Source organism: Epilithonimonas sp. 33E, from assembly GCF_059372615.1.
The window spans coordinates 397,122-419,515 of the sequence record NZ_CM182009.1; the positions used below are offsets into that span (position 1 = coordinate 397,122).

A 22,394-nucleotide genomic window follows, 5' to 3' on the forward strand; every position below is an offset into this window, starting at 1 on the left:
TTTATTAGTTGATGATTTATAGTTGTTAGATTTAATAATAAGTCTTTGAGTTCTTGGCTAAGTTTTACGCCTTTGTGAACTTAAAAACATTTAGTAGTAAAAAACTTTGCGCACTTTGCGTTCAAAAAATACATTGTACAAAAAAAATGAAAATAGGAATAGTCGGTAGCGGCGCGATGGGAAGCGGAATAGCACAAGTTTTGGCAACAGCAGGAAACGAGGTTTTGTTGTACGACAGCAATCCGATTGCCGTAGAAAAAGCCGGACAAAATCTCGAAGCTCAGTTCCAAAAATTAGCCGAAAAAGGGAAATTTACTTATGAAGAAGTAGAAACTTATTTCGATAATATCCGATTGAGCGATAAATTATCAGAACTAAAAGATTCGGAATTAATCATCGAAGCGATTATTGAAGATTTGGAAATCAAGAAAGAATTGTTTCAAAAGCTGGAAAGTCTTGTTTCCGAAGATTGTATTTTGGCGACAAACACGTCATCCTTATCCATTGCATCCATTGCATCGGCTTGTCAGAAACCAGAACGTGTGATTGGAATTCATTTTTTCAATCCTGCACCTTTGATGGCTTTGGTTGAGATTATTCCTGCTGTTCAGACGGATAAAGATTTAATTTATAAAGTAAAAAGCTTAGTAGAAAGTTGGAAAAAGCTTCCGGTAATTGCAAAAGATACACCTGGATTCATCGTCAATCGTGTCGCAAGACCATTTTATGGCGAAGCAATTCGGATTTTAGAAGAAGGTATTGCGGACTGTGCAACGATTGATTTTGCAATGACAAGTCTGGGAGGTTTCAAAATGGGACCGTTTCAACTGATGGATTTTATTGGTCACGATGTGAATTACAGGGTGACGGAAAGTGTCTTCAAAGAATTTTTCTACGATCCGAAATTCAAACCGTCATTCACTCAAAAACGATTATTCGAAGCTGGATTTTTCGGGAAAAAGACAGGAAGAGGTTTTTATGATTACTCCTCAAATGCGGAGCAAATAAAACCCAATGAAAATCCAGAAGTATTAGAATTAATATTCAAAAGAATCTTGGTAATGCTGATGAATGAAGCCGCTGACGCTTATTTCTTAAACATCGCTTCCGCAGAAGACATCGATTTGGCAATGACAAAAGGCGTGAATTATCCGAAAGGTCTTTTAAAATGGGCAGATGAATTCGGATTAAAAAATCTCCAAAACGAACTTGACGAACTTTATGATTTCTACCACGAAGACAGATACAGATGCAGTCCGGTTATCAGAAATTTAGTAAAACAAAATAAAAAATTTTATTAAAATCATTTATAGATTATCATTTATCAATCATAAAAAATGAACCAAGTATATATAATAGATGGCATTCGAACGCCAATCGGAAAACTGAAAGGGAGTTTATCTTCCGTTCGTCCCGATGATATGGCGGCTTTTGTCATCAAAAAATTATTGGAAAGAAATCCAAACATTGACCAAAGTAAAATCTACGATATCGTTTTAGGTTGCGCAAATCAAGCCGGCGAGGACAATCGAAATATCGCAAGAATGTCAGCTTTGCTTTCTGGTTTGGATTATCACGTTCCGGGCGAAACGATCAACCGACTTTGCGCTTCCGGTTTGTCGGCAGCAATCAATGCTTCTCGAGCCATTCAAGTTGGTGATGCGGATTTGATGATTTCCGGCGGTGTGGAGAATATGACGCGTGGACCATTGGTCATTTCAAAATCTGAAAGTCCTTTTGGTGGCGATGCTAAAATCTATGATACGACTTTCGGTTGGCGATTCATCAATCCGAAAATGAAAGAAATGTACGGCGTGGACGCAATGGGCGAAACTGCAGAAAATCTGGCTGAACGAGATAATATTTCCAGAGAAGACCAAGATTTGTTTGCTTTTAATTCTCAACAAAAAGCAAAATTTGCTCAGGAAAACGGAAGATTGTCTCAAGAAATTGTTGGCGTTAATATTCCTCAAAGAAAAGGCGAAGATTTGATTTTTGATAAAGATGAATTTCCGAAAAATGATACAACTTTGGAAGGCTTGTCAAAATTAAGAACCGCTTTCAAAAAAGATGGGACAGTGACCGCAGGAAATGCTTCTGGATTGAATGACGGCGCCGCAGTTAATTTGTTAGCTTCTGAAAATGCGATTAAAGAATTTGGATTAATACCAAAAGCAAGAATTGTTTCAAGTGCCGTTGTAGGTGTCGAACCAAAATTTATGGGAATTGGTCCTGTAAAAGCGGCAGAGTTAGCTTTGCAAAAAGAAGGATTGACATTCAACGATATTGATATTATTGAATTGAACGAAGCTTTCGCTGCTCAGAGTTTAGCGTGCATCAGAGCTTGGGAATTGGAGGATAATGATTCCAGAATCAATCCAAATGGTGGAGCAATTGCACTTGGACATCCACTCGGAATGAGTGGCGCAAGAATCCTGAATTCCGCAATGTATGAACTTCATAACCAAAATAAAAAATATGCTTTGGCAACAATGTGTGTAGGCTTGGGGCAAGGTTTTGCAGTGATTATTGAGAAAGTTTAAATCAGACGGATAGATAATAGACGAATAGAATATAGACTAATTTAAATTCTATCATCTATCTGTCTATTATCTCTAAGTCTAAAAATTAAAATTATGCAACTAGAAAATTACGCGCTCGGCAGATGGATAAAAGGAGAAGGAGAAGGGCAGGCTTTATATAACTCCATCAACGGAGAATTGGTGGCAACGGCAACATCCAAAGGTTTGGATTTTGGTGAGATGATGGATTACGCCAGAAAAGTAGGTGGTCAGGCTTTGAGAAAAATGACATTTCAGGAAAGAGGATTGATGTTGAAGAAACTCGCTTTTCATCTTTTAGAAAAGAAAGATATTTTCTACAAAGTGAGTTGGGCAACCGGCGCAACCAAAGCAGACAGCTGGGTTGATATTGAAGGAGGAATAGGAAATCTTTTTGCTAATGCATCTTTGCGAAGACAATTTCCCGACTTACCTTATTATATAGATGGCGATGCGGTGAAACTTTCAAAAGAAGGAACGTTCATCGGTCATCACATTTGTACTCCGAAACGTGGTGTTGCGATTCATATCAATGCGTTCAATTTCCCGGTTTGGGGAATGTTGGAGAAAATTGCGGTCAATCTTTTGGCTGGCGTTCCGGCCATTGTAAAACCTGCAACGGCGACAAGTTTTCTGACGGAAGTTGTGGTTAAAGAAATCATTGCTTCCCAAATTCTACCGGAAGGAAGTCTTCAATTGATTTGCGGCTCAGCCAACGGAATTCTGGATCATGTGACAATGGAAGATGTGGTGACGTTTACAGGTTCGGCTTCTACAGGGAAAATGCTGAAAGCGCATCCAAAAATTGTTGAAGAATCCGTGCCTTTTAATTTAGAAGCAGATTCTCTTAATGCAATGGTTTTGGGTGAAGATGCAAAGCCTGGAACAACCGAATTTGATTTGTTCATCAAGGAAGCCGCTCGTGAAATGACAACTAAAGCCGGACAAAAATGCACGGCGGTCAGACGATTACTAGTTCCTGCAAATTTGGTGGAAGATGTTCAGATTGCGCTTGGACAAAGACTTTCCGGAATTGTTATTGGCGACCCGAATGTTGAAGGCGTGAGAATGGGCGCTTTGGCTAATAAAGACCAGGTGAAGGAAGTTTCTGAGAAAGTTCAGGAATTATCCAAAACTCAGGAAATTGTTTTCGGAAACCTGAATGATTTTGAGGTCAAAGGTGCGGACAAAAACAAAGGCGCATTCATTTCCCCGATCTTATTCCTTAATTCCGACCCTTTTAAATACACGGATTGTCATAATATCGAAGCTTTTGGACCAGTCAGCACCTTAATTCCTTATAATAATTTGGAAGAAGCAATTGAACTGGCAAGAATGGGAAAAGGTTCTCTTTGCTGTTCGGTGGTGACGGCTGATGATGATTTTGCAAGAGATTTTGTCATCGGAGCTGCGTCTATGCACGGCCGAATTCTGATTCTCAATTCAGACTGTGCTAAAGAAAGTACAGGTCACGGTTCGCCTTTACCGATGCTGATTCACGGCGGTCCGGGAAGAGCTGGCGGTGGTGAAGAAATGGGCGGAAAACGCGGTGTTCTTCATTATATGCAACGCACGGCGATTCAGGGCTCTCCAACGACATTGACGCACATTACACAACAATATCAATATGGCGGAAAACAATGGGAAGATAACATTCATCCATTCAGAAAACATTTTGAAGAACTGAAAATTGGCGAAACTTACATCACGGCAAAACACACGGTTACGGAAGCAGATATTACCAATTTTGCCAATGTTTCCGGCGATAATTTCTATGCGCATATGGACGTAACGTCTCTGGAAGGAACGATTTTCGAAGGGCGAGTGGCACACGGTTATTTCATTCTGAGCAAAGCCGCAGGATTATTTGTTGACCCGAGAAAAGGTCCGGTTTTACTGAATTATGGTTTGGACGAATGCCGTTTTGTAAAACCTGTTTATCCAGGAATGACAATTGGCGTGAAGTTTACCTGTAAAGAAAAAATCAGTCAGGAAAAACGTGATGAAGAAGATATCGCCAAAGGAATCGTGCGATGGCTAGTCGATGTTTATGATGAGACTGGAGAGACTGTCGCGATTGCTACGATTTTGACAATGGTAAAAAAACTTAATCAGGAATAAATCAGGAATCAAGATAAAAGTAAAAGAATCAAGAAGTAATTGAGGAATCTATTATGGCAGCTTAATCCGCCTTCCGCTCCCAATCTTTTTTGCAGAAAGTTTCACATTCAATAGAAATTGAGAAAAGCAAAAAAGGATTTCCGCTCAAGTCGGGCTGCAGATTTGATATATGAATAACCATCAACTAACAACTATCAACCAACAACAAAAATGGAAGCATACGTAACATCAACCATACAAAACGGAATCGGAACTATTGAGTTTTTTCATCCGCAAAGCAACTCGATGCCGAGTTCTCAACTTAAAAATCTGGTAGAAGAAATTAATGACCTCAGTAAAAATGATGAGGTCAAAGTTATTATTCTGAAAAGTGGCGGCGAAAAAGCATTCTGTGCTGGCGCATCTTTTGACGAATTAATTTCCATTAAAGACTTCGAAACTGGGAAAACTTTTTTCTCAGGTTTCGCCAATGTTATCAATGCGATGAGAAAATCCTCAAAACTGATTATAGCAAGAATCCACGGGAAGGCTGTTGGTGGCGGAGTTGGAATTGCGTGTGCGGCGGATTATACATTTGCAACGGAAAACGCTTCGGTTAAGTTGAGCGAGTTGGCGGTCGGAATTGGACCTTTCGTCATCGGACCTGTTGTAGAAAAGAAAATAGGGACTTCGTCTTTTGCGCAATTGGCAATTAATGCTACCGAATTCTATTCTGCAGAATGGGCGAGAGAAAAAAATATGTACCAAGATGTTTATGAAACGCCAGAGGAAATGGATGCGGAAATCAATCTCTTGGCAGAAAAATTGGCTAAATCAAATCCAGAAGCAATGTCTCAACTGAAAGAGATTTTCTGGAAAGGAACAGAACATTGGGATGATTTATTATCGGAAAGAGCAGGAATTAGTGGGAATCTTGTTCTCTCAGATTTTACTGTGAATGCTATTAATCAATTTAAGAATAAATAAAAAACCGCCATTCATTTTGAGTGGCGGTTTTAATTTAAACTAACTAAAACTATTAGTTTTACTTAAGTTTTCATCATTATTAGTTTATCTTAATTTTTTGATCAAATGGTTCGCTTTTGTTATACCAAAATTAGTAAGACATTTCTGATTCTGGTAGTGTATAAATTACCAATTTTAAAATTCAGTATTTATACGTAATAGGCTTTATTTTATAAAAAAAGCCTCATCAAAAAATGATGAGACTTAAAAATGTATGGATTGGTTGGTTTTTCAGATTTGTTCCAGAAAATTGTGGTTGTAAGTTTTCAGGACTGCCGGTTTTTCATTTTTACCGTTTCTCATCCGCATGACTTTGAAAACATTTTCCCTGGTTTGGATTACTTCGAACAAGCTATGACTTGTCCCGATAGAAATAAATGGCTTTGCAACGAAGGTTCCTCTTGGCGTTCTCACTGTTGCAGAGACTTCGATAATCGGACAAATTCCACGTTTTTCTGATTTCCAAATAGTGTGAGGCTTTACAAAAAAATAGTGATTGGAACAGAAAACTGTCATATATGAAATCTCACCTGTAATGATATAGTCCGTCGAATTGATTATTTCTAATGGGGTAGACATAAGGTAAATGTTGATTAATTTATTTTTTACATTTTCTTATGTCAAAGTAATAACAAATATGAAGATTATGTTAGAGTAGAAATACTGAATTTGTGGTTATAACTTGATTGGAACAGGATGGATGTCATTGATAACCGCATAAATAACGATCCCAACCGTATTTCTTGCCCCGATCTTATCAAGGATTCTTTGGCGGTGGCTTTCCACAGTCCTTGGACTCAGGAAAAGGATCTCGGCAATTTCCTGATTGGTTTTCTCTTTACATATCAGCTTTACCACATCTATTTCACGCGCGGTCAGCGTTTCTTCGTTTTCGAAAAGCGATTTCTTTCTTGCCGGGGAATTCAGATAAGTACTTAGCATCTGATGATCCTCTTTTGTAAAATACATTCCGTTTTTGTAAACAGCTTCAATAGCCTCTATGAATATAGCTTTGCTGGAGTTTTTTGGTAGAAAGGCAGAGACGCCTAACTTTACCATATAACCAAGAACACTGCTTTTGTAATGAGATGAAAGAATAATAATCTTAAGCTCTGGATAACGTTTTTTCAGGATCTCTACCAATTCGAAACCGTCCATTGGCTGCATTTGTACATCAATCATGGCAATATCCGGAAAATTATCGGATGTGGTATTTTCCAGATGAGACAATATTTCTGCACCTCCGGTTGCCATAAAATCTACCGAGATATTATCTTTTGCTGAGAGCAGCATTTTAATTCCTTCCAAAATCAGTTGCTCATCATCAACCAAAATAATTTTAATTTTTTCACTCATCATTTATTTAATTAGGAATATTAATAATTAAACGGCTTCCAAAACCTATCCTGTTTTTCCATTTGTAGAAGCCTTTCACAGAAACAATTCTGGATTCGATGTTTTTAAGACCCATTCCTTTGCTGGCTTTTTGATAATCGAATCCTTGTCCGTTATCAGAAAGGATTATTGTAAGGTTTTTTTTGTGCTTTCTTATATAAACAATCACTTCATTAGCATTAGAATGTTTGAGCACATTGGTTGTAAACTCCTGAATCACTCTATAGATCTGTACCTCTGTAAAAATGTCCTTTTTCTCATATTTCGAATCTATATTAAGGATAAGATTGAGGTTATTGGAAAGACTGGTCACCAATTCCTGCAAATATAGGATTAATCCCAGTTTTTCAAGATTAACGGGATAAAGAGAATGTGAAATATTTCTGGTTGAATCTATCAGTTCTGTAATTTGTGAGGTAATCACTTTTTTAGAAGCTTCCTGGTTTTCTGGTTCAAGATTATTCAGCCAAAGCGAAAGAATGTTCAGCCGGTTTCCGATATCATCGTGGACAGAAATGGCGATTCTTTTTCTTTCGTCTTCCTGTCCTTTTATATTTTCCAAAGTTAATTCTTTCTGATGTTCGATCTCTGCCTGAAACTGTAGATCCTTTTCCTGGATAATCCTTTGTATGAAACTTTTGTAAGCGAGTAATATAAAGGATATGATGATGATTAAAACAATAATCAACACAACCAGAAAAATGATATTAAGTTTTACTTCTTTAATTGTAGAAATGTTTTAATTAATAAAGCATAAACGATACAGACCAGTAAGTTATTGATCACCCAAACTGTTGCGAATTGATCTTTTGACAAAAAAATAAGCTGGTTCTGGATCAGAAACATAAATATGCTCACTGTAAAATATAAAAAGAACATTTTATCGTTCAGTTGGAACGGACTTTTTGTTTTCACATTCTTAATATCTTGGATCAAAGAATAGCTAATCAAACTAATCATTATTATATTGGAAATGGCTTTGGAATAATCATTATTATATTGATGCTGAGCCAGGATCCTGTCCGCTGTCAGAAAAAATAAACTTAACAGCCCGGTTACTATAAAAGATTTTTTACTGAGATTTAATTTTGTAATAAATATTCCTGTGACGGTGAAAAATTCCCCTGCAATATAGACTGGATATAGGAAAATATTGCTTTTAATCCCAAACAAAGGAATGAAAATATACGAATTGGACTCAATAAAAGCAATGAAAATGATATAATAGATATACCATTTTTCATTCTTTGTAAAGACTCCGAATTTAACAATCCCAATGATAAGTGCTATAAATAATAGGACAACTGACAGCTGTCCTAAAATATCATACAATGTTCCCATAAATTATCCACCTGGTGAAGTAGTGTACGGAGGATATGGTTTTGTCCAGTCGTAAGTGTTCGACGGGTCTGGTTGTACAGCATAAACACCTCCGGGAGCATTGATTCTTGGGTCATTTTCATTGGCAACAAAAATTAAAGTCGCTAATAATCTCTGATAAACTAAAGAATATTTGAAACCAAAAACACATACAATGTCGTGTATACTTTCTTTGTTGTGTATAAGATCAGCTTTAGGAATATAGAAACTTTGGAAGAGTCTTTGTCCTTTGAACTCCAAAGATTCTCTTTGCAGATAATCCATTGCATTTTCTTTCCAGGACTCTATTTCTTCCACAGCTTTTAACTGCCCTGTAATTGGTTTATCCATAATTGGAAAATCAATATCAGAATCTTCTTTGCCTTTGCTCAGGTCTTTTGTCAGGGTATAAGTGCTCGTTAAAGTGTAAGTTTTGGTTTGCTTTAACGTAAGGTCACTTTCCAGATATTGCAAAGGAGAAAACTCATAATTGTCTAATTTTATCACATCGCCGGCGCTTGTCCTTGGTGTTAAAATCAGAACCAGTTGATTTTCCCAGACACCAATATCTGCACGGAAATAAGTTTCTTCTTGATTTTCTTTATCAAACCACTCTATCTGTTCGCGGGATAAGATAAAGACCTGTTCAGGTGAGATTACTTTTTGTATTTCGGAATAGTTCGACTTAACTTCTGCCCATCTTTGAACAGCAGTTGTGTAATCCTCAAGAGTTAAGATTGCCATAAGTTATTATATAATTTTAGTTTGGGGATAAAAATATACAAACAATTTTAAAGAGGCAATATCAATAAGTGATTATTAATAAATATGAGATATGAATTATGTCAATTGTTCAATGAATTTTAAAATCAGAGTAAATTCTTATTTTATTAAACTAAAAATTTGCATAATGAAAAATAATTCCTATTTTTGCATCCTCAAAACCAGAGTTAGGATCCATTACATCCGATGCTCATATTATAACAAATTTTAAAACTTCTGAAAATGAAACAAGGCATACACCCAGAAAATTATAGATTGGTAGTTTTCAAAGATATGAGCAACGACGAAATGTTCCTTTGCAAATCTACTGCTGAAACTAAAGATACTATCGAGTTCGAAGGTCAGGAATATCCTTTGATCAAAATGGAAATCTCTTCTACTTCTCACCCTTTCTACACAGGTAAAACTAAATTGGTTGACACTGCAGGTAGAGTTGATAAGTTTATGAACAAATACAAAAAATTCGCTAAGTAATCTTAGTTAATTTGTACAAATATCAAAGCCTTTCGGAGTTCCGAGAGGCTTTTTTTATTATTTTTGTACCAAGTTAGGTAAAACCAACAACTATCAACTAACAACGATAAACCAAAGATGCAACTCGTATTTTCAGACGCACAATATTGGGAAGATTTTCTTCCGCTTACTTTCACAAGACCAGTTGCAGAAATGCGAATGGGAATCCTGACTTTCTCAGAAAGATGGAAAAAACTGCTTGAGATTGATGATGTTTTCTACATCACAGAAAATTACCTTCAGAACAAATATAAAAAACCGGAGCCTAAACAAAGCTTGTTCATTGTTCCGAATTTCTTTCCTTCAGATGAGGTTTTGAAACAGATTAAAGAACTTCAGCCCGGCGAAGCTTTGGTTTATGAGAACGAAGTGTTGGTGGCCAATATCAATATGGACAATTTCTCTTTGAATCAAATCTCCAAAATGACCGACATCCACGAGAAATTATTTTTCATTGAGAAGCCTACCGATATTTTTTCTTATAATGACAAAGCGATTGACTTCGATTTTAAATTGTTGACGGAAGGAAGAAAATCTCAGGAATTATCTTCTACCAACGGATTCATTGGAGAAAAAGAAAACCTTTTCATAGAAGAAGGAGCAACGGTAGAATTCTCAACGTTGAATTGCAAAACCGGGAAAATCTACATCGGGAAAAATGCCGAGATTATGGAAGGCTCCAATATCCGTGGATCATTAGCACTTTGTGAGGATTCTAAGATCAATCTCGGAACCAAACTTTATGGCGGAACGACAATTGGACCGCATTCCAAAGTGGGCGGCGAAGTCAATAATATTGTAATTTTTGGTTATTCTAATAAAGGTCATGACGGTTTTGTAGGGAATTCGGTGATTGGTGAATGGTGTAATCTTGGCGCAGATACCAATTCATCCAACCTTAAAAACAATTATGCATCGGTAAAACTTTGGAATTACAGGAAGAAAAGATTTCTGGACACAGGTTTGCAATTTTGTGGACTGATAATGGGTGACCATTCTAAAACAGCAATCAACACGCAGTTGAATACAGGAACTGTTGTCGGAGTTGCAGCTAATATTTTTAAATCAGGATTTCCACCAAACTTAATTGATAACTTCTCCTGGGGCGGAATGAAAGGCGATGAAAAATTCAAACTGGAAAAATCTTACGAAGTCGCAGAAAAAGCAATGGAACGCAGAAAAATTGCTATTACCGAGACCGATAAAGAGATTTTGAAGCATATCTATAATGAGTTTTAGTTTAAAACTCATTTTTTGTTTTCAATTTAACTTACTTTATAATCGGTAAAACAGTTTTATCTCAAAGTTTCCTTATTTTTGCGGTTAAGTAAAATTGATTTTATTCTTAATGACTAAAATCTAAAATCTAAATCTTATAATGAAGCAGTTTCTTCTTTGGCTTTTTGCAGCATTGTTTTTGGTGAGTTGTGCCAGAGTTGGTTCCCCTGTGGGAGGAAATAAGGATACGATTCCGCCAAAAATGATTGGATCGAATATTGACTCGGCAAGAATCAATGTGCCAAGAGATATCAAAAAGCTCAGAATTGATTTCGATGAATATATTACGTTGAAGGATATCAGCAAAAACCTGATTGTTTCTCCACCAATTAAATATACCAAGATTATCCCTTCATCTACAGGTAACAAATACCTGCAGATCGAATGGAAAGATTCCCTTCAGGCTAATACAACTTATAATTTTAATTTTGGAAATTCGGTTGTTGACCTTAATGAGAGTAATGCTCTGCCTTATTTTAATTTTGCCTTTTCGACGGGTGAAAAGATCGACGATTTGTACATCAGCGGAACTATTTCGGACGCTTTAGGAGATAACAAAAATTCCGAGGGCAAAGAAAAAAATCTTGTGATTGGCCTTTATCAGGTAAAAGACACAATGAACTACCGTCAGAAGCCGTATTACATTACCAAAGCTGACCCTGACGGCTATTTTGAATTGAATTATCTGACTCCGGGAAAGTACAGAATTATTGGTTTTGATGACGAGAATAACAACTCGATTTACGATTCAGGAAAAGAAGGTATAGCCTTTCAAAAAGAAGAAATTAATCTTGAAAATAGTATCTCGGGTCTCAAGCTTAAAACTTTTCCTTCTCAAAAAACGGTTAAGTATAAAGAGATGTCGGTTTCTACTGGTGGGGTTTTGATGACCTTCGAAGGCAATCCGGAAAAAGTAGTGGTGAAAACCGTTGGTGACAAACCTGCTGATTACAAAGTGACGCACAAAGCCAAATCGGATTCTGTAAGAATTTGGTTTGATGCGGCGAAAGAAAATATCGGCGCGACAGTCAGTGAAAATCTGAAATTCTCTTACGATGCAGGTTCCAAACAAGATACAATGTCTGTATTTTATAAAAAACCGGCAAAAGAAGATATGACGATTGCCAATCCTTTTTCTAATAAATTGGCTCCAGAAACGGATTTCAGATTCTCATCCAATTATATCATTAATAAAATTCAGCCTGAAAACTGGAAATTAGAAGCTGACAGCACCGCTCAGGATTTTACTGCAAGAATTTCAGAATTGGATTCTACACAAGTTATTATTAAATCTAATTTTGTTTCAGGGAAAAAATACAAATTAACGGTTCCGAAAAATACAGTCATATCTTTTTATAATAGACTCAGTGAAAGTGTCCGGTTTGATTTCGAAGCTGCGAAGCCGGAAGAATTTGGAAGTTTTACCGCCAATGTCATCAATCCACCGACTCAGAAATTTTGGATTCAGTTGCTTAATGAAAAGAACGAACCAGCTTACCAGCAATACACCAACCAGTCTGTTGTGAAATTCATTAATTTAAAACCGGGCTCATACAGACTCAGGATGTTGGTTGATAATAATAATAACGGCTATTGGAATAGTGCAGATTTTGCAACAGGTACTTTGCCGGAAGATGCCTACTTATTTAAAAAAGCAGGAGATAAAGAGGTAATGAGTAAGATTAATGTCCGCCCAATGTGGGAGATTAATGAGAATTGGGATATTACTAAAGAAGAGCAACCTGTCAATTGAAAAAAATAATATTTTGGATCGCCGTAGTTTTTGTGGCAATACAGTTCATTCCTGTTGATAGGGAAAACAAATCTATCGATAGTAAAAATAACTTTGTTGACATCTACAAAACGCCGCAACATATCAAAGTCATTCTTAAGAATGCTTGCTATGATTGCCACTCAAACGAAACGATATATCCTAATTACGCTTACGTTGCTCCAATTTCCTGGACGATAAAAGATCATATTAATGAAGGTCGTGAGCATCTCAACTTTTCTGAATGGGGGATTTATAATAAAGAACTTAAGGAAAACGCTATCGAAAAAACGGTAAGTTCAGTCCGTGATCTTCAAATGCCATTACCTTCTTATATTGGTTATCATCCTTCAGCAAATCTTACCTCAAAACAAAGAATGGTTTTGGAAAATTATTTTTCCAGTTTAAAATCAAAGTAGTCTTAATGTGATTTTTATTAATAAAGCAAATATTTTATATATTTGGCAAAAAATAGAAGTTATGGATAAGCTATTAATTGCAATGGCTCTAATTTGTTCATTTGTCGCAAAATCTCAACAGCATGATGTTGATAATCAGGATGAGAAGAGAAATCTTATAAAAGTAAATCTTACTTCCATTGCTTTTCGTAATTTCCAGTTTGCTTATGAGCGAACTATTACCAAAAGATTTGGTGTACAGGTTTCTTATGGATTTATTCCAACTGGGCAGGTTCCGTTAGTCGACGAATATATCAAAGATGAGAATATCAACAATATAAAAATGAGTAGTAGTAATTTTACCTTAGAACCAAGGATTTATCTTGGTCGGGGCTACGGACACGGTTTTTATTTAGCACCTTATTATAGATACTCCCATTTTAATATAGATAATCTAACCTATAATTACAGATCGGAAGACCCTGAACATTTGGGTGAAAAGATTCCGATTGCATTTACCGGAAAAACCAATTCGAATAATGTTGGTTTAATGATTGGAGCGCAGTGGTTATTAGGAAGAAAAGATAACTGGGTTTTAGATGTTTGGTTTATCGGCGGTCATTATGGAGGTGCTACGGGTACTATCACAGGTAGATCCGGAAGGCCTTTAAGTCTATATGAGCAGAATCAGTTAAGGAAGGACATTGAAGATTTGGATGTCAGTTTGTTTGATTATAAAGTGACTACAAATTCGAGTGGTGCGGTAATAGATTTGGATTCTAAATGGCTTGGGGTTAGGTCTGGAATTTCTTTCGGCTATAGGTTTTAAAATAATGGATATAAAATAAAAATGGCAATTCTTAAAGTGTTGCCATTTTTTTATTTCCCATGTAATCTATAACAACAAGGAATTGTCTGAAAAAAATCTATTTGGGACTTTAATATTTCTACAAATCTGAATCTTTATCAATTGTTGATAATAAAGATAAAATTGGTGTTAATAATAATAACTCAAATTAAATTCGCCATTAATTAAAAAATAATTAGGTTGATAGTCAGTGTAGTTATCAAATACCTGTTTAATTTTTGCGGATATAATTTGCGGATTAAATAAATAGCTCTACTTTTGCAACCGCAAATCAGAAGTGATGAGCAGCGCAGGAGAGCAGTAATATAGTGGTGGTTTGGTTAAAATGTTTTTAGGAGCAGGTTAAAAAAAACATTTCAAAAAATTTGCTGTAATAAAAAGTTTGTCTATCTTTGCAGTCCCGAATCGAGAGATGTTGGGAGCGCAGGAGATGATAAGAAAAACATAACGGAAACGGATTCGAGGTTACGAAAAAAACTTCAAAAAAGTTTTGGTAGTTTGGAAAAAACTTTTTACTTTTGCACTCGCAAATCAGGAACAAGATGACAGATTAAGATTCCTGAGGAAGCGAAAAGAACAAAGTTCATTGACATAAGATATAACAACCAAGTAAGGAAAAAAACCAAAGCGTCAATTTTAAATTGAGTTTGAGTATAAGGACAAACAAACATACAATGGAGAGTTTGATCCTGGCTCAGGATGAACGCTAGCGGGAGGCCTAACACATGCAAGCCGAGCGGTAGATTGCTTTCGGGCAATTGAGAGCGGCGCACGGGTGCGGAACACGTGTGCAACCTGCCTTTATCTGGGGGATAGCCTTTCGAAAGGAAGATTAATACCCCATAATATATTAAGTGGCATCACTTGATATTGAAAGCTCCGGCGGATAGAGATGGGCACGCGCAAGATTAGATAGTTGGTGAGGTAACGGCTCACCAAGTCAATGATCTTTAGGGGGCCTGAGAGGGTGATCCCCCACACTGGTACTGAGACACGGACCAGACTCCTACGGGAGGCAGCAGTGAGGAATATTGGACAATGGGTGAGAGCCTGATCCAGCCATCCCGCGTGAAGGACGACGGCCCTATGGGTTGTAAACTTCTTTTGTACAGGGATAAACCTTTCCACGTGTGGAAAGCTGAAGGTACTGTACGAATAAGCACCGGCTAACTCCGTGCCAGCAGCCGCGGTAATACGGAGGGTGCAAGCGTTATCCGGATTTATTGGGTTTAAAGGGTCCGTAGGCGGATCTGTAAGTCAGTGGTGAAATCTCACAGCTTAACTGTGAAACTGCCATTGATACTGCAGGTCTTGAGTAAATTTGAAGTGGCTGGAATAAGTAGTGTAGCGGTGAAATGCATAGATATTACTTAGAACACCAATTGCGAAGGCAGGTCACTAAGATTTAACTGACGCTGAGGGACGAAAGCGTGGGGAGCGAACAGGATTAGATACCCTGGTAGTCCACGCCGTAAACGATGCTAACTCGTTTTTGGGTTTTCGGATTCAGAGACTAAGCGAAAGTGATAAGTTAGCCACCTGGGGAGTACGTTCGCAAGAATGAAACTCAAAGGAATTGACGGGGGCCCGCACAAGCGGTGGATTATGTGGTTTAATTCGATGATACGCGAGGAACCTTACCAAGACTTAAATGGGAATTGACAGATTTAGAAATAGATCCTCCTTCGGGCAATTTTCAAGGTGCTGCATGGTTGTCGTCAGCTCGTGCCGTGAGGTGTTAGGTTAAGTCCTGCAACGAGCGCAACCCCTGTCACTAGTTGCTACCATTCAGTTGAGGACTCTAGTGAGACTGCCTACGCAAGTAGAGAGGAAGGTGGGGATGACGTCAAATCATCACGGCCCTTACGTCTTGGGCCACACACGTAATACAATGGCCGGTACAGAGGGCAGCTACACAGCGATGTGATGCAAATCTCGAAAGCCGGTCTCAGTTCGGATTGGAGTCTGCAACTCGACTCTATGAAGCTGGAATCGCTAGTAATCGCGCATCAGCCATGGCGCGGTGAATACGTTCCCGGGCCTTGTACACACCGCCCGTCAAGCCATGGAAGTCTGGGGTACCTGAAGTCGGTGACCGTAAAAGGAGCTGCCTAGGGTAAAACAGGTAACTAGGGCTAAGTCGTAACAAGGTAGCCGTACCGGAAGGTGCGGCTGGAACATCTCATTTTAGAGACTATACGTCAAAAAATATTAAAAGAGCCTTATACAAAGAATAAAGCTTTGGTTTTTTACTCGGTTGATTATATAAAAAAATAAACCCACTAGAAATTAGTAAAGGGATAGAGAGATTTTAGATTATAAATTATAGATTTTAGATTTAAAAGTATTTAAAATTTTCGATTTAACATTTAAAATTATAATGAAGTCTCGTAGCTCAGCTGGTTAGAGCGCTACACTGATAATGTAGAGGTCGGCAGTTCGAGCCTGCCCGAGACTACTAATTGAAGGGAATTATAGATTAAAAATTATAGATTTTAGATTATAACATATGTTTCATTTAAAATTTATAATCTAGAATTTAAAATTTCTACTAGAGGGGGAATTAGCTCAGCTGGCTAGAGCGCCTGCCTTGCACGCAGGAGGTCAAGGGTTCGACTCCCTTATTCTCCACTGTTTTATGAGTCTGGTTTAAAAGTTACGGATAGAGCCAAAAACAATATTCGTTCATCAGACAAATAGAAAGAAATAAGATCATTGACATTAACGGTAAAGACATCACAAAGAGAAAACCGAGCGCAATAAGCGCTTGAGTAACCTAAAAATAGGAAAGAAATCGTTAAGGGCGTATGGCGGATGCCTAGGCTTTCAGAGGCGACGAAGGACGTGGTAAGCTGCGAAAAGCTGCGGGGATCGGCACACACGAATTGATCCGCAGATGTCCGAATGGGGCAACCCAATACATTGAAGATGTATTACCTCGTAAGAGGAGCAAACCCGGAGAACTGAAACATCTAAGTACCCGGAGGAAAAGAAATCGAAGAGATTCCGTAAGTAGTGGCGAGCGAAAGCGGATTAGCCCAAAAGTCTTTATATGTTTAGAAGAATGTTCTGGAAAGAACAGCCATAGACGGTGATAGCCCGGTATTCGAAAGGCATACATAGATGATAAATGAGTAGGGCGGGACACGTGAAATCCTGTCTGAATATGGGGGGACCATCCTCCAAGGCTAAATACTCCTGAAAGACCGATAGTGAACAAGTACTGTGAAGGAAAGGTGAAAAGCACTTCGAATAGAAGGGTGAAATAGAACCTGAAACCGTACGCCTACAAGCGGTCGGAGCACCTATATGGTGTGACGGCGTGCCTTTTGCATAATGAGCCTACGAGTTAATTTTACTAGCGAGGTTAAGGACTTCAGGTCCGGAGCCGGAGCGAAAGCGAGTCTGAATAGGGCGATGAGTTAGTAGGATTAGACGCGAAACCTTGTGATCTACCCATGGGCAGGTTGAAGCTTTGGTAACACAAAGTGGAGGACCGAACCGGTTGACGTTGAAAAGTCTTCGGATGACCTGTGGGTAGGGGTGAAAGGCCAATCAAACTGGGAGATAGCTCGTACTCCCCGAAATGCATTTAGGTGCAGCGTCGTGATAAGTTTATTAGAGGTAGAGCTACTGATTGGATGCGGGGGAGTCAAATCCTACCAATTCCTGACAAACTCCGAATGCTAATAAATGTTCCACGGCAGTGAGGGCATGGGTGCTAAGGTCCATGTCCGAGAGGGAAAGAACCCAGACCAACAGCTAAGGTCCCTAAATATATGCTAAGTTGAAACAACGCGGTTGGACTGCATTGACAGCTAGGATGTTGGCTTGGAAGCAGCCATTCATTTAAAGAGTGCGTAACAGCTCACTAGTCGAGCGGTCCGGCATGGATAATAATCGGGCATAAGCATATTACCGAAGCTATGGATTTATAATTTATTATATCTGGTAGGGGAGCATTCTATTTGCGCCGAAGCAGTATCGCGAGGTATTGTGGAGCGGATAGAAAAGAAAATGTAGGCATAAGTAACGATAAAGGGGGCGAGAAACCCCCTCACCGAAAGACTAAGGTTTCCTCAGCCATGCTAATCAGCTGAGGGTTAGTCGGGACCTAACGCGAACCCGAAAGGGGTAGTGGATGGACAATGGGTTAATATTCCCATACTTGCTCACACTAAAAAGGGGACGGAGTGACGTAGCTGCTGAAGACTGACGGAATAGTCAAGGCCTAGCCTTCGGGCGAAGCTGCTGTAGTGAACTCGCTTCCAAGAAAAGCCGAAGTGAAGCAACCCGTACCAAAACCGACACAGGTAGTCGAGGAGAGAATCCTAAGGTGCTCGAGTGAGTCGTGGCTAAGGAACTAGGCAAAATAGTCTCGTAACTTCGGAAGAAGAGACGCCAACAGCAATGTTGGCCGCAGTGAAGAGGCCCAGGCGACTGTTTATCAAAAACACAGGACTCTGCTAAATCGAAAGATGCTGTATAGGGTCTGACACCTGCCCGGTGCTGGAAGGTTAAGGAAGGGCGTTAGCGTAAGCGAAGCGTTTGACTGAAGCCCCAGTAAACGGCGGCCGTAACTATAACGGTCCTAAGGTAGCGAAATTCCTTGTCGGGTAAGTTCCGACCTGCACGAATGGTGTAACGATCTGGGCACTGTCTCAGCCACGAGCTCGGTGAAATTGTAGTATCGGTGAAGATGCCGATTACCCGCAATGGGACGAAAAGACCCTGTGAACCTTTACTATAACTTCGTATTGACTTTGAGTAAACAATGTGTAGGATAGGTGGGAGGCTGTGAAGCTGGCACGCTAGTGTTGGTGGAGCCAACGTTGAAATACCACCCTTTGTTTACTTGGAGCCTAACTTCGAAAGAAGGACATTGCGTGGTGGGTAGTTTGACTGGGGTGGTCGCCTCCAAAAGAGTAACGGAGGCTTTCAAAGGTACCCTCAGCACGCTTGGTAACCGTGCGTAGAGTGTAATGGCATAAGGGTGCTTGACTGTGAGACCAACAAGTCGATCAGGTGCGAAAGCAGGACATAGTGATCCGGTGGTTCCGTATGGAAGGGCCATCGCTCATAGGATAAAAGGTACTCCGGGGATAACAGGCTAGTCTCCCCCAAGAGCTCACATCGACGGGGAGGTTCGGCACCTCGATGTCGGCTCGTCACATCCTGGGGCTGGAGAAGGTCCCAAGGGTTGGGCTGTTCGCCCATTAAAGTGGCACGCGAGCTGGGTTCAGAACGTCGTGAGACAGTTCGGTCTCTATCTATTGCGGGCGTTAGATGTTTGAGAGGACTTGATTCTAGTACGAGAGGACCGAATTGAACAAACCTCTGGTGTATCAGTTGTACCGCCAGGTGCACCGCTGAGTAGCTATGTTTGGAAGAGATAAGCACTGAAAGCATATAAGTGCGAAACTCGCCTCAAGATGAGACATCTTTTAAGGGTCGTTGGAGATGACGACGTTGATAGGCTACAGGTGTAAAGACAGTAATGTCATAGCCGAGTAGTACTAATTACCCGTAGATTTATAGCCTATTGGTTACATTAAACCAAGCGGTTATTGCGCAACCAAGGTTTGCTCTTTGTGAAAGTTTTTATCGATTAAAACAGGTATCAGATGATAGATACAAGGTAGCAGGTAGCAGTGAAGCTATTACCTGAGACCTATAATCTGCAACCTGAACCTTATATACAACCTTTAGGGTGGTTTTAGCAGAGGGGCTCACCTGTTCCCATTCCGAACACAGAAGTTAAGCCCTCTAGCGCCGATGGTACTGCGATAAGCGGGAGAGTAGGTCGCCGCCAGTTTTTTTTTAACCTTCATTCTTTTTTGAGTGAAGGTTTTTTTTATGCCTTATATATAGCCAAAACTGTATCTTTATACCAATAACTGATAACATTTTATTATCCTATTCGATTATATTTGGAAGCCTAAAACAATCTTATTCATTGCTTACAATCTTTGCATTTTAGTTAAATCTAACTTATCATTATAAACTTTAATCAATTTTATAAATGATAAAGTAATTAGAACTAATGATTTTAAATTCTAGTTTTATTAATAGAAAAACATTTAGAAGTAATGGAAAATAGTTTTAAAAATTAATTCTGATGGTAGTGAATTAAATCAAAGAAAAGAGAAGCGCTATAAGCCGGATTCTGTTAAAGCTTGTTATTTATCTACGTTTTACATTACTACAAAACTTGAGCTGCTTACCCCTCATCAACGGACGGGCCGCCCTTGGCTGATGATATACTTAGCATTGCACCGCATAGAGTTTACCTGGTTTCACTACAGCCGAACTGTACATACTTTCTGTTGCACTTGTCCTATTCTCTCAAATGACGGATGTTATCCGCTATGCTGCCCTACGGTGTCCGGACTTTCCTACCCAAATTGAAATTTGAATCAACAAGCCACGCTTCTCACTTGCAAAAATAATTAATAACTTTTTAATTCTTGATCATTTTTCTGGATAATATCATTTCACCTTTATTATATACATTAATGAAATAAATTTGAGAAGTTAATTTTGAAACATCTATTTTTTCTCGTTTATTCAGATCGATAGTTTGTTTTTTGATAAGTTTACCAGAGTTGTCAGTTATTCTCACTTCTGTTTTCTCTGTAAAGCCTGATTTACTTTCTATAATTATGAAATCTTCCGCCGGATTTGGATATAAAGTAAAATCATATTGTTTTGACCTTAAATCTGAAATACCTAACTCAGTTTTATTAATAGTCCAGGAAATTGTAGAAAGATGCATTGTACTATGATTGTTGGTTCTTACCATTGTCGTATTATCATAAACGCTGAAGAGAACCGTATTATTTCCAATATTCAATTGACTTGGCAGAATTGTAATATTGTTGACATCATTTTGAAAAGTAGTTCCATTGATTTTCCATTCAGATTTTAAAGTATTAGGAACTGGTAAAATTAAGTTTACTGATAAATCAACATTTGAGTTCGTATTAATTGTAGCAGAATTAGAAGGTGTGAAACTATCGATAGGATTTTTTACAGTATGTATTTTTTCGATTAATGTTTCTCTGCAGACATTACAAAATTGTCTATTCAGGTAGCGCATTTCACAATTTTGATGTGGACGATACCAAGCTGTATTCTCTGTAAATTGATAGATCCCGATATTTCCTGTATTGAGCCAGTTTTTCCAACGAACCGTTTCCGGGTCTGATGTTTTTGTTTTATTCGGAGACTCGCCGGAGCCGGAGAACCAATATTCATCCGCTAATTTGCCGAATGAATGCCCTAACTCGTGATATGCCACATCAGGAGCTTGATCATTTCTGGAAAGAAAAGCATAAGTCCCACCACAACCACCATATTCGGTATCATTTCCTAAAATTAGAGCAATGTCAAATTCAGGAATGTTTGCGGCCAAAGTTTGAGTCACTTTAGTCGTGTTTCCGTAGATGCAGCGATGTGTTCCGGAAGTATCATAAGAAGTATTAAAATAATTGGTTGGGTTTGAGACGGGAATAACAGGTTCTGTAACGTCAGAAGCAGTTCCAGGATGTTTTACACCACTTTCTTGAGAAATCACTTTCAGGGCGTAGACATTGAAATAATTTTTATAGTTGGAATAAGGCGGTTTATTCATTAAATAATTCGAAACAAAAGTTGCATCTTGCATAAAGGCAGCCTGCCTACTGGCTGTATAGCCATCTCCTAAGATTACCAGATTGATTCTTTTGTCCTTTGTGCCGTTTTCTAATAAAGGAACCAAATCAAATATCTGGCTGTATGATAAATTGAAGATCAGAAAGCATAATAAGTAGAAATTTTTCATAATTATAGTTTTAGAGTGAAAAGTAGGGTAGAGCGATCATTTTCTGTTTTATGGATTTCCAGTTTTGAGATATTGCCATAGTCATTGTAACGGTAAAAAAACTCAGCTTTATTAAGTTGTCCAATTTGTTTTTCCATAGATTCTTGTCCATAAGATTCAAAGACCGGTGAGAAAGGATTATCAATATTAGCGGTTTTATATACCTGATTATTCCTGTCGAAAAGGACTATTTTATAAAATGTATTGGTGATGTCTTTTGCTGTTCCAAATTCTTCATTTTTAAAAAAGCCATCAGATACTTTTTTATCAATTAGTGTTATGATTTCTTTCCCGTCAGCCGTTTTTTCTCCTTCAAAGAAAAGGTAAACCATTTTGGATTGTGGCTTTTCATTCTTTTTATCCATTTCCGGATCTGACCGTACAATTGATTGATTGGTACAACTCATAATCAGAATGAAAAGAAAAAAGAAATTGGCAACTTTATTGTTAATCATAAGTCAAATATAATCAATAATATATA

At 38.3% G+C, this 22,394-nt stretch carries 16 protein-coding genes, 2 tRNA genes, 3 rRNA genes and 1 other RNA gene; 14 read left to right on the plus strand and 8 right to left on the minus strand.

Annotated features, from left to right (window positions below):
* Window positions 1–146: 146 nt before the first annotated feature.
* The 4 genes from AC5P2S_RS01905 (at window position 147) to AC5P2S_RS01920 (ending at window position 5,648) form a co-directional block, all read left to right on the plus strand.
* Window positions 147–1,301, plus strand: a complete 1,155-nt coding sequence (locus AC5P2S_RS01905) for a 3-hydroxyacyl-CoA dehydrogenase NAD-binding domain-containing protein (RefSeq protein ID WP_494556035.1) — start codon at window positions 147–149, stop codon at window positions 1,299–1,301.
* A 36-nt stretch (window positions 1,302–1,337) separates the two neighbouring features.
* On the plus strand, window positions 1,338–2,543 hold the full coding sequence (gene pcaF, locus AC5P2S_RS01910; protein WP_494556036.1) for a 3-oxoadipyl-CoA thiolase: 1,206 nt from the start codon (window positions 1,338–1,340) through the stop codon (window positions 2,541–2,543).
* A gap of 93 nt (window positions 2,544–2,636) precedes the next feature.
* Window positions 2,637–4,682 carry a phenylacetic acid degradation bifunctional protein PaaZ gene (gene paaZ, locus AC5P2S_RS01915; RefSeq protein WP_494556037.1) on the plus strand — a complete coding sequence of 682 codons (2,046 nt, stop codon included), beginning with the start codon at window positions 2,637–2,639 and terminating at the stop codon, window positions 4,680–4,682.
* Window positions 4,683–4,892: 210 nt separating this feature from the next.
* Window positions 4,893–5,648, plus strand: a complete 756-nt coding sequence (locus AC5P2S_RS01920; protein ID WP_494556038.1) for an enoyl-CoA hydratase/isomerase family protein — start codon at window positions 4,893–4,895, stop codon at window positions 5,646–5,648.
* A gap of 270 nt (window positions 5,649–5,918) precedes the next feature.
* Here the strand turns inward: AC5P2S_RS01920 and AC5P2S_RS01925 are convergent, their stop codons facing one another.
* From AC5P2S_RS01925 to AC5P2S_RS01945, 5 genes are all read right to left on the minus strand, one after another.
* Window positions 5,919–6,266, minus strand: a complete 348-nt coding sequence (locus AC5P2S_RS01925) for a hypothetical protein (RefSeq protein WP_494556039.1) — start codon at window positions 6,264–6,266, stop codon at window positions 5,919–5,921.
* A gap of 96 nt (window positions 6,267–6,362) precedes the next feature.
* Window positions 6,363–7,043, minus strand: a complete 681-nt coding sequence (locus AC5P2S_RS01930; RefSeq protein WP_494556040.1) for a response regulator transcription factor — start codon at window positions 7,041–7,043, stop codon at window positions 6,363–6,365.
* Window positions 7,044–7,050: 7 nt separating this feature from the next.
* Window positions 7,051–7,773, minus strand: a complete 723-nt coding sequence (locus AC5P2S_RS01935) for a sensor histidine kinase (protein ID WP_494556041.1) — start codon at window positions 7,771–7,773, stop codon at window positions 7,051–7,053.
* A gap of 23 nt (window positions 7,774–7,796) precedes the next feature.
* Window positions 7,797–8,423, minus strand: a complete 627-nt coding sequence (locus AC5P2S_RS01940) for a hypothetical protein (RefSeq protein ID WP_494556042.1) — start codon at window positions 8,421–8,423, stop codon at window positions 7,797–7,799.
* A 3-nt stretch (window positions 8,424–8,426) separates the two neighbouring features.
* Window positions 8,427–9,185: a hypothetical protein gene (locus AC5P2S_RS01945; RefSeq protein ID WP_494556043.1), complete on the minus strand. Its 759-nt coding sequence runs from the start codon at window positions 9,183–9,185 to the stop codon at window positions 8,427–8,429.
* A 261-nt stretch (window positions 9,186–9,446) separates the two neighbouring features.
* On the opposite strand from AC5P2S_RS01945, the gene AC5P2S_RS01950 reads away from it, so the two are divergent.
* The 10 genes from AC5P2S_RS01950 to rrf all read left to right on the plus strand — a co-directional run bounded on the left by AC5P2S_RS01950 (window position 9,447) and on the right by rrf (window position 19,867).
* Window positions 9,447–9,698 carry a type B 50S ribosomal protein L31 gene (locus AC5P2S_RS01950; RefSeq protein WP_283415536.1) on the plus strand — a complete coding sequence of 84 codons (252 nt, stop codon included), beginning with the start codon at window positions 9,447–9,449 and terminating at the stop codon, window positions 9,696–9,698.
* Between the two features lie 117 nt (window positions 9,699–9,815).
* The gene (locus AC5P2S_RS01955; protein WP_494556044.1) at window positions 9,816–10,976 is read left to right on the plus strand and encodes a GlmU family protein; all 1,161 of its coding nucleotides are present in this window, start codon (window positions 9,816–9,818) and stop codon (window positions 10,974–10,976) included.
* Between the two features lie 139 nt (window positions 10,977–11,115).
* Window positions 11,116–12,768, plus strand: coding sequence for an Ig-like domain-containing domain (locus AC5P2S_RS01960; RefSeq protein WP_494556045.1), 1,653 nt, complete (start codon window positions 11,116–11,118; stop codon window positions 12,766–12,768).
* Entirely contained in the window at window positions 12,765–13,205 is a 441-nt protein-coding gene (locus AC5P2S_RS01965) for a heme-binding domain-containing protein (protein WP_494556046.1), read from the plus strand. Before AC5P2S_RS01960 ends, AC5P2S_RS01965 begins: the two co-directional genes overlap by 4 nt.
* A 61-nt stretch (window positions 13,206–13,266) precedes the next feature.
* Window positions 13,267–14,013, plus strand: a complete 747-nt coding sequence (locus AC5P2S_RS01970; protein WP_494556047.1) for a DUF3575 domain-containing protein — start codon at window positions 13,267–13,269, stop codon at window positions 14,011–14,013.
* Window positions 14,014–14,723: 710 nt separating this feature from the next.
* A 16S ribosomal RNA gene (locus tag AC5P2S_RS01975) occupies window positions 14,724–16,240 on the plus strand.
* A 196-nt stretch (window positions 16,241–16,436) separates the two neighbouring features.
* Window positions 16,437–16,510, plus strand: a tRNA-Ile gene (locus tag AC5P2S_RS01980).
* A gap of 99 nt (window positions 16,511–16,609) precedes the next feature.
* Window positions 16,610–16,683 (plus strand) — tRNA-Ala (locus tag AC5P2S_RS01985).
* Window positions 16,684–16,839: 156 nt separating this feature from the next.
* Window positions 16,840–19,592: ribosomal RNA gene (locus AC5P2S_RS01990) — 23S ribosomal RNA — on the plus strand.
* Between the two features lie 166 nt (window positions 19,593–19,758).
* A 5S ribosomal RNA gene (rrf, locus tag AC5P2S_RS01995) occupies window positions 19,759–19,867 on the plus strand.
* The 16S, 23S and 5S rRNA genes sit together here with 2 tRNA genes alongside, the layout of an rRNA operon.
* A 324-nt stretch (window positions 19,868–20,191) precedes the next feature.
* On the opposite strand, the gene rnpB is transcribed toward rrf, so the two are convergent.
* From rnpB to AC5P2S_RS02010, 3 genes are all read right to left on the minus strand, one after another.
* Window positions 20,192–20,488: RNase P RNA component class A (gene rnpB, locus AC5P2S_RS02000), an RNA gene on the minus strand.
* A gap of 24 nt (window positions 20,489–20,512) precedes the next feature.
* On the minus strand, window positions 20,513–21,874 hold the full coding sequence (locus AC5P2S_RS02005; RefSeq protein WP_494556048.1) for a T9SS type A sorting domain-containing protein: 1,362 nt from the start codon (window positions 21,872–21,874) through the stop codon (window positions 20,513–20,515).
* A 2-nt stretch (window positions 21,875–21,876) separates the two neighbouring features.
* Window positions 21,877–22,368: a hypothetical protein gene (locus AC5P2S_RS02010; protein ID WP_494556049.1), complete on the minus strand. Its 492-nt coding sequence runs from the start codon at window positions 22,366–22,368 to the stop codon at window positions 21,877–21,879.
* Window positions 22,369–22,394 lie beyond the last annotated feature (26 nt).